We start from the raw sequence: 8,375 nt of genomic DNA on the forward strand, positions 1-8,375 counted from the left end.
CGTCGGAGTTAGCACAATCCGGTGCCGGGGGTTAACCCGGCACCAGTGACCTGTTTGAGCGAGAATTACTCGTCTTCCAGTTCGATGTTGATACCCAGCGAACGAATCTCTTTCAACAGTACGTTGAAGGATTCTGGCATGCCCGGTTCCATCTGATGGTTGCCGTCCACGATGTTTTTATACATCTTGGTACGACCGTTCACGTCATCAGACTTAACGGTGAGCATTTCCTGCAGGGTGTATGCCGCGCCGTATGCTTCCAGCGCCCACACTTCCATCTCCCCGAAGCGCTGACCACCGAACTGTGCCTTACCACCCAGCGGCTGCTGAGTAACCAGGCTGTAAGAACCGGTAGAACGAGCGTGCATCTTGTCGTCGACCAGGTGGTTCAGTTTCAGCATGTACATGTAACCTACGGTTACCGGACGCTCGAACTGTTCACCGGTACGGCCGTCAAACAGCGTAATCTGACCAGACGTTGGCAGACCACCCAGTTGCAGCAGCTCTTTAATTTCAGCTTCTTTCGCACCGTCGAAGACCGGCGTTGCGATTGGCATACCTTTTTTCAGGTTCTCAGCCAGGCGCAGCACTTCTTCATCGCTGAAGGTATTCAGGTCGACTTTCTGACGCACGTCGGTACCCAGATCGTAGGCACGCTGGATGAATTCGCGCAGTTTCGCGACTTCTTCCTGCTGCTTCAGCATGGCGTTAATCTTGTCGCCGATACCTTTCGCAGCCATACCCAGGTGGGTTTCCAGGATCTGACCGATGTTCATACGAGACGGTACGCCCAGCGGGTTCAGTACGATATCTACCGGCGTACCGTTAGCATCGTGCGGCATATCTTCGATCGGGTTGATCTTAGAGATAACACCCTTGTTACCGTGACGACCTGCCATCTTATCACCAGGCTGGATCTGACGTTTAACGGCCAGATACACCTTAACAATCTTCAGCACGCCTGGTGCCAGATCGTCGCCCTGAGTGATTTTGCGGCGTTTCGCTTCGAGTTTTTTCTCGAACTCGTGTTTCAGTTCGTCATACTGCTCAGCCAGCTGTTCCAGCTGATTTTGTTTCTCTTCGTCGGTCAGGCCCAGTTCCAGCCAGCGATCGCGTGGCAGTTTGTCGAGCTTCTCAGCTTCAACGCCACCGGCAACCAGCACCGCATAGATACGGCTGAACAGACCCGCTTCGAGGATCTGCAGTTCTTCAGACAGGTCTTTCTTAGCCTGTTTGAGCTGCATCTCTTCGATTTCCAGAGCACGCTTATCTTTCTCCACGCCGTCACGGGTGAAGACCTGAACGTCGATAACCGTACCGGAAACACCGTTTGGTACGCGCAGAGAAGAGTCTTTAACGTCAGACGCTTTCTCACCGAAGATTGCACGCAGCAGTTTCTCTTCTGGCGTCAGCTGGGTTTCACCTTTAGGCGTAACCTTACCAACCAGAATGTCGCCGCCGGTCACTTCCGCACCGATGTAAACGATACCGGATTCATCCAGTTTGGAGAGCGCAGCTTCACCCACGTTAGGGATGTCAGCGGTGATCTCTTCTGGCCCCAGCTTGGTGTCACGGGACACACATGCCAGTTCCTGAATGTGGATGGTAGTGAAACGATCTTCCTGAACCACACGCTCGGAGACGAGGATGGAGTCTTCGAAGTTGTAACCGTTCCACGGCATGAACGCTACGCGCATGTTCTGACCGAGCGCCAGTTCACCGAGGTCGGTGGACGGGCCGTCTGCCAGCACGTCGCCGCGCTCAACTGGCTCACCCAGAGATACGCAAGGCATCTGGTTGATACAGGTGTTCTGGTTAGAACGGGTGTATTTGGTCAGGTTATAAATGTCGATACCTGCTTCGCCCGGATACATCTCGTCTTCGTTAACTTTGATAACGATACGGGATGCGTCGACGTACTGAACAGTACCGCCACGTTTAGCAACCGCAGTAACACCGGAGTCAACGGCAACAGCACGTTCCATACCGGTACCAACCAGCGGCTTATCAGCGCGCAGAGTTGGAACGGCCTGACGTTGCATGTTCGCACCCATCAATGCACGGTTGGCGTCATCGTGTTCCAGGAACGGGATCAGGGACGCACCGACGGATACCACCTGCTGGGTGGAAACGTCCATGTAGTCAACCTGGTCGCGGCTGAACAAGCTGGATTCGCCTTTGCTACGGCAGGTAACCAGATCTTCTACAAAGTGGCCTTCGTCATCCAGGTTGGAGTTCGCCTGAGCGATAACGTAGTTGCCTTCTTCGATAGCAGACAGGTAATGAATTTCGTCGGTTACAACACCGTCGGTCACTTTACGGTACGGGGTCTCGAGGAAACCGTATTCGTTCGTCTGTGCGTACACGGACAGGGAGTTGATCAGACCGATGTTTGGACCTTCAGGCGTTTCGATTGGACATACGCGACCGTAGTGAGTCGGGTGTACGTCTCGAACTTCAAAGCCTGCGCGCTCACGGGTCAGACCGCCTGGGCCGAGTGCAGAGATACGACGTTTGTGCGTAATCTCAGACAGCGGGTTGTTCTGGTCCATGAACTGAGACAGCTGGCTTGAACCGAAGAACTCTTTCACTGCTGCAGAAATCGGCTTGGCGTTGATCATATCCTGAGGCATCAGGGTATCCAGATCGCCCAGAGACAGACGCTCTTTCACCGCACGCTCTACACGTACCAGGCCAACGCGGAACTGGTTTTCCGCCATTTCGCCTACGGAACGGATACGACGGTTGCCGAGGTGGTCGATATCGTCCACTTCGCCTTTACCGTTACGGATATCGATGAGCTTCTTCATCACTTCGATGATGTCGTCTTTGCTCAGGATACCGGAACCTTCGATTTCGTCGCGCAGCAGAGAACGGTTGAACTTCATACGACCAACCGCGGACAGATCGTAGCGGTCTTCGGAGAAGAACAGATTCTCGAACAGGCTTTCCGCCGCTTCGCGAGTTGGTGGCTCACCAGGACGCATCATGCGGTAGATTTCTACCAGCGCGCTCAGACGATCGGTGGTTGGGTCGACGCGAATAGTCTCAGAGATATACGCACCGTGATCCAGATCGTTGGTGAACAGCGTTTCGATACGTTTGTGGCCAGACTGGCTCAGCTTAGCCAGCAGATCCAGGCTCAGCTCCATGTTCGCCGGGCAGATCAGTTCACCCGTTGACTCGTCAACGTAATCTTTCGCGGCTACTTTTCCTGCAATGTACTCAACCGGAACTTCGATGAGTTTGATATCATCTTTTTCCAGCTGGCGGATGTGGCGCGCGGTGATACGGCGACCTTTTTCCACATACACTTTGCCGTCGGCTTCGATGTCGAACGACGCGGTCTCACCACGCAGACGTTCCGGCACCAGCTCCATCTGCAGCTTGTTGTCGCGGATTTCAAAGATCACTTTCTCAAAGAACAGGTCCAGGATCTGCTCAGTGGTATAGTTCAGTGCACGCAGAATGATGGTTGCAGGCAGTTTACGACGACGGTCGATACGGACAAACAGGTTGTCTTTTGGATCGAACTCGAAGTCCAGCCATGAACCACGGTAAGGAATGATGCGTGCGTTATACAGTACTTTACCGGAAGAGTGTGTTTTACCTTTATCGCTGTCGAAGAAGACGCCCGGGCTACGATGCAGCTGGGAAACGATAACACGCTCAGTACCGTTGATAACGAAAGTACCGTTGTCAGTCATGAGTGGAATTTCACCCATGTAGACTTCTTGTTCTTTAATGTCTTTTACGGTGCCTTCCGGCGCTTCGCGCTCGTAGATCACCAGACGCAGTTTTACGCGCAGCGGTGCGGAATAGGTCACGCCACGGATCTGACATTCCTGAACGTCAAACACCGGTTCGCCAAGGCGGTAGCTGACGTACTGCAGCTCGGAGTTACCGCTGTAGCTCTGAATCGGGAACACGGAGCGGAAGGCTGCTTCCAGACCGTACTGCCCTTCAGGATCTTGCTCGATAAACTTCTGGAACGAGTCAAGCTGGATAGAAAGGAGATATGGAATGTCCAGAACTTGTGGACGTTTACCAAAATCCTTACGAATACGTTTTTTCTCGGTATAGGAGTAAACCATAGGGTTCCTCAGCTCGCTGACAAGTCGACCCATCTGTCCGACGAAGGGACAGTTTGTGCAACACCATTTTGTGGACCGGAAAATTGAATACTTTCCGCAATACCTGTTGCTATCACGCTTAAATCATTTCGTCGCGATTTACACAGAGCGAGCACCCTGTCGCAATATATTAAGTCGTCGATAGAAACATGCATTGTCAGGACAATCAGCAGTCAAACAGTGTGAAATGCTACTGATGCCTTACAGCGCAAAAAGGCTGGTGACTAAAAAGTCACCAGCCATCAGCCTAATTACTTAGGCTGCAACCAGAAAAGTTGGCTTATTTAACTTCAACTTCAGCGCCAGCTTCTTCCAGAGATTTTTTCAGTGCTTCTGCGTCGTCTTTGCTCACGCCTTCTTTCAGCGCAGCTGGAGCAGATTCTACCAGGTCTTTAGCTTCTTTCAGACCCAGGCCAGTTGCGCCACGTACTGCTTTGATAACAGCAACTTTGTTAGCGCCAGCAGCTTTCAGAATTACGTCGAATTCAGTTTTTTCTTCAGCAGCTTCAGCCGGGCCTGCAGCTACAGCTACAGCAGCAGCAGCAGAAACACCGAATTTTTCTTCCATTGCAGAAACCAGCTCTACAACGTCCATTACGGACATAGCTGCTACTGCTTCAATGATTTGATCTTTAGTGATAGACATTTAAATTGTTCCTGAAAATCAGAATAAGTTTATACGTAAGCAAATGCTTTATAAAGATAACTGCGATTAAGCAGCTTCTTTCGCATCGCGAACAGCAGCCAGAGTGCGAACCAGTTTGCCAGCCGAAGCTTCTTTCATGGTTGCCATCAGGCGTGCAATTGCTTCTTCGTAGGTCGGCAGGGTTGCCAGGCGATCGATGTTCGATGCCGTGATCAACTCACCTTCAAAGGCTGCAGCTTTGACCTCAAATTTTGCATTCGCTTTCGCGAACTCTTTGAACAGACGAGCAGCAGCGCCCGGGTGTTCCATAGAGTATGCAATCAGGGTCGGACCAACAAACGTGTCTTTCAGGCACTCGAACTGAGTACCTTCAACTACGCGACGCAGCAGGGTGTTACGAACAACACGCATGTATACGCCAGCTTCACGACCTGCTTTACGCAGTTCAGTCATTTTGTCTACAGTAACGCCACGGGAATCCGCAACTACTGCAGACAGCGCGCCTTTGGCTACTTCGCTGACTTCAGCAACAATCGCTTGTTTGTCTTGAAGATTTAAAGCCATTAGCTTTGCTCCTGGATGTTTGCCGGAACTCATGTTCCGGAACTCACTTCACTCTTCCCAACGGAAAGAGCGTCTTAATACGGTGAGCAGAAACAAGCCAGAGTATCCAAAAATAATCTTAGCGTTCTGTCACCGTCTACGCAGGGGATTAAGTCTCTTGCGAAACACCTGCGGTCTTCGACGGAGGCCTGGATTAGGCCAGGCTCCAACGAACAAATCTTTTAGCCGCTAACTTTCGTTAGCAAACGTGGGGGTAAGATTGTAGACAAAATCACCGCCCACGTAAAGGCATTAGTTTGCAGCAGCGCTCAGGCCAGCCTGGTCAACTGCAACACCTGCACCCATGGTGGTGGAGATGCTAACTTTCTTGATGTACACGCCTTTTGCCTGAGTTGGTTTTGCTTTTTTCAGCGCAACCAGCAGAGCTTCCAGGTTTTCTTTCAGTTTGTCAGCGTCAAAGTCCACTTTACCGATGGTGGTGTGGATGATGCCGTTTTTGTCGTTACGATAACGAACCTGACCTGCTTTAGCGTTCTTAACCGCTTCAGCAACGTTAGGAGTTACAGTACCAACTTTCGGGTTTGGCATCAGGCCGCGTGGACCCAGAACCTGGCCGAGCTGGCCAACAACGCGCATTGCATCTGGAGAAGCAATAACAACGTCAAAGTTCATTTCGCCTTTCTTGATCTGATCAGCCAGATCTTCCATACCTACCAGTTCAGCGCCAGCAGCTTTAGCAGCTTCAGCGTTTGCACCCTGAGCAAATACAGCTACACGTACGGAACGGCCAGTACCGTGTGGCAGTACAGTTGCGCCACGAACGTTCTGATCGGATTTACGCGCGTCGATGCCGAGGTTAACGGCAACGTCAACGCTTTCAACGAACTTAGCAGTTGCCAGTTCTTTCAGCAGAGCGATAGCTTCGTTGATGTCGTACTGTTTGGTCGCATCAACTTTGTCACGGATCACGGACATGCGCTTGGTCAGTTTAGCCATTTCTTAGTCCTCCACTACCAGGCCCATGGAACGTGCAGTACCTTCGATTGAGCGAGTCATCGCTTCAATGTCGGCACCAGTCATGTCGGCAGCTTTGGTCTGCGCGATTTCCTGCAGCTGAGCGCGGGAAATTTTACCCACTTTGTCTTTGTTCGGTTTACCGGAACCAGACTTGATACCAGCCGCTTTCTTCAGCAGAACTGCTGCTGGAGGGGTTTTGGTAACGAAAGTGAAAGAACGGTCAGCGTAAACAGTGATTACGACTGGGATTGGCAGACCTTTTTCCAGGGATTCGGTTTTGGCGTTGAACGCTTTACAGAATTCCATGATGTTCACACCCTGCTGACCCAGAGCTGGACCAACTGGTGGACTTGGGTTCGCCATACCAGCTGCAACCTGCAGCTTGACGTAGGCTTGTACTTTCTTAGCCATTCTAAAATCCTCTGATTGGGTGATAGCGCCTCAGGGAGGCTCCCCGTGAATAAAATTCGTTTTACGGGCCGGGGCCCATAAAAACAAAAGGCGCGAAATTGTATTCCAATCTCGCGCCCTGTGCAACGATTAAATCGCCGCTTTTTTGATCGCTGCTTAGGCTTTTTCGACCTGCGCAAAGTCCAGCTCTACCGGGGTCGCACGACCGAAGATAGAAACAGAAACTTTCAGGCGGGACTTCTCGTAGTCCACTTCTTCAACGACGCCATTAAAGTCAGCAAACGGACCGTCGCTAACACGGACCATTTCACCCGGTTCAAACAGCGTTTTAGGACGCGGCTTATCACCCACCTGCTGCAGGCGGTTCATAATCGCATCAACTTCTTTGTCGCTGATTGGCGCCGGACGGTCAGACGTGCCGCCGATAAAGCCCATCACGCGCGGTACGCTGCGCACCAGGTGCCAGCTCGCGTCGTTCATCACCATCTGAACCAGCACGTAACCCGGGAAGAATTTACGCTCGCTTTTGCGACGTTGGCCGCCACGGATCTCAACCACTTCTTCGGTCGGAACCATAACTTCGCCAAATAACTCTTCCATGTTGTGTAATTTGATATGCTCACGCAGCGACGTTGCTACGCGGCCTTCAAAACCGGAAAACGCCTGAACGACGTACCAACGCTTTTTAGGGGCTTCAGACATCTTAGAACCTCAGGCCAGTAATAAAGGAAACCAGGCGAACCAGAATACCATCCAGTCCCCACAGGATCAGTGACATTACAGCGGTAACCGCCGCTACGATCAGCGTGGTGTGCAATGTTTCCTGGCGAGTCGGCCAAATGACCTTACGGACTTCGGTACGCGCTTCACGTGCAAAAGCAACGGTTGCTTTACCTTTAGTCGTCAACAGCGCGACACCGCCCGCTGCAGCAATCAGAATCACCACTGCCAGCGCGCGGAGCGGCAGCATCATGTCACGATAAAGATAGTTGCCAACGATTGCCACAATCAGCAGCACGGCAACAGCGACCCACTTCATCGCTTCCAGGCCGCGCCCGCTCCCTTGAGCTTCGGTATTCGCACTCATAAACCAACCTGTCAGAAGAATTCTACAAATAATTTCACCCCGCGATTGCGAGGCGAGCCAAATCGAAATAATCCCTTTAGGGATTATACGCTCTCTGCAGAGCCTGTCTCAGCAATGATTATGACAAAAATAATCACTGATGAGCCAGGTTCTGATGTGAAAGCGTGCAAAAAGGGCATCAAATGATGCCCTTTTCATGCGCATTGCGTCAAATGTTATCAGCGATTAGCCGAGAACTTTAGCAACCACGCCCGCGCCAACGGTACGGCCACCTTCACGGATTGCGAAACGCAGACCGTCGTCCATCGCGATTGGGTGGATCAGAGTCACAACCATCTTGATGTTGTCGCCTGGCATTACCATCTCAACGCCTTCTGGCAGTTCGATGGTACCGGTCACGTCAGTAGTACGGAAGTAGAACTGTGGACGGTAGCCTTTGAAGAACGGAGTATGACGGCCGCCTTCGTCTTTGGACAGGATGTACACTTCAGATTCGAACTTGGTGTGTGGCTTGATT

General features: G+C 51.7%; 7 protein-coding genes and 1 pseudogene. All 8 read right to left on the reverse strand.

Going from position 1 to position 8,375, the window contains the following annotated elements; all coding sequences use genetic code 11:
* Positions 1–65: 65 nt before the first annotated feature.
* A complete protein-coding gene (gene rpoB / locus ACDO57_RS23020; protein ID WP_024908260.1) occupies positions 66–4,094 on the reverse strand; it encodes a DNA-directed RNA polymerase subunit beta in 4,029 nt (1,342 codons plus the stop codon).
* Positions 4,095–4,413: 319 nt separating this feature from the next.
* The gene (rplL, locus tag ACDO57_RS23025) at positions 4,414–4,779 is read right to left on the reverse strand and encodes a 50S ribosomal protein L7/L12 (RefSeq protein WP_002445276.1); all 366 of its coding nucleotides are present in this window, start codon (positions 4,777–4,779) and stop codon (positions 4,414–4,416) included.
* Between the two features lie 66 nt (positions 4,780–4,845).
* A complete protein-coding gene (rplJ, locus tag ACDO57_RS23030) occupies positions 4,846–5,343 on the reverse strand; it encodes a 50S ribosomal protein L10 (RefSeq protein ID WP_005132895.1) in 498 nt (165 codons plus the stop codon).
* A gap of 291 nt (positions 5,344–5,634) precedes the next feature.
* Entirely contained in the window at positions 5,635–6,339 is a 705-nt protein-coding gene (rplA, locus tag ACDO57_RS23035; RefSeq protein ID WP_006810530.1) for a 50S ribosomal protein L1, read from the reverse strand.
* A 3-nt stretch (positions 6,340–6,342) separates the two neighbouring features.
* Positions 6,343–6,771: a 50S ribosomal protein L11 gene (gene rplK / locus ACDO57_RS23040; protein ID WP_008503452.1), complete on the reverse strand. Its 429-nt coding sequence runs from the start codon at positions 6,769–6,771 to the stop codon at positions 6,343–6,345.
* 156 nt (positions 6,772–6,927) lie between these two features.
* The gene (nusG, locus tag ACDO57_RS23045; RefSeq protein WP_002438628.1) at positions 6,928–7,473 is read right to left on the reverse strand and encodes a transcription termination/antitermination protein NusG; all 546 of its coding nucleotides are present in this window, start codon (positions 7,471–7,473) and stop codon (positions 6,928–6,930) included.
* Position 7,474: 1 nt separating this feature from the next.
* The gene (gene secE / locus ACDO57_RS23050) at positions 7,475–7,858 is read right to left on the reverse strand and encodes a preprotein translocase subunit SecE (RefSeq protein ID WP_014068449.1); all 384 of its coding nucleotides are present in this window, start codon (positions 7,856–7,858) and stop codon (positions 7,475–7,477) included.
* Positions 7,859–8,083: 225 nt separating this feature from the next.
* A pseudogene (tuf, locus tag ACDO57_RS23055) lies at positions 8,084–8,375 on the reverse strand (elongation factor Tu); the annotation flags it as partial.

Source organism: Enterobacter cloacae complex sp. 2015409 (assembly GCF_041365315.1).
Taxonomy (GTDB): Bacteria; Pseudomonadota; Gammaproteobacteria; order Enterobacterales; family Enterobacteriaceae; genus Enterobacter; species Enterobacter pseudoroggenkampii.

Excerpts from the sequence above, each read along its gene's own strand:
- rpoB (WP_024908260.1), bottom strand. The coding sequence starts at position 4,094 with ATGGTTTACTCCTATACCGAGAAAAAACGTATTCGTAAGGATTTTGGT.
- rplL (WP_002445276.1), bottom strand. The coding sequence starts at position 4,779 with ATGTCTATCACTAAAGATCAAATCATTGAAGCAGTAGCAGCTATGTCC.
- rplJ (WP_005132895.1), bottom strand. The coding sequence starts at position 5,343 with ATGGCTTTAAATCTTCAAGACAAACAAGCGATTGTTGCTGAAGTCAGC.
- rplA (WP_006810530.1), bottom strand. The coding sequence starts at position 6,339 with ATGGCTAAACTGACCAAGCGCATGTCCGTGATCCGTGACAAAGTTGAT.
- rplK (WP_008503452.1), bottom strand. The coding sequence starts at position 6,771 with ATGGCTAAGAAAGTACAAGCCTACGTCAAGCTGCAGGTTGCAGCTGGT.
- nusG (WP_002438628.1), bottom strand. The coding sequence starts at position 7,473 with ATGTCTGAAGCCCCTAAAAAGCGTTGGTACGTCGTTCAGGCGTTTTCC.
- secE (WP_014068449.1), bottom strand. The coding sequence starts at position 7,858 with ATGAGTGCGAATACCGAAGCTCAAGGGAGCGGGCGCGGCCTGGAAGCG.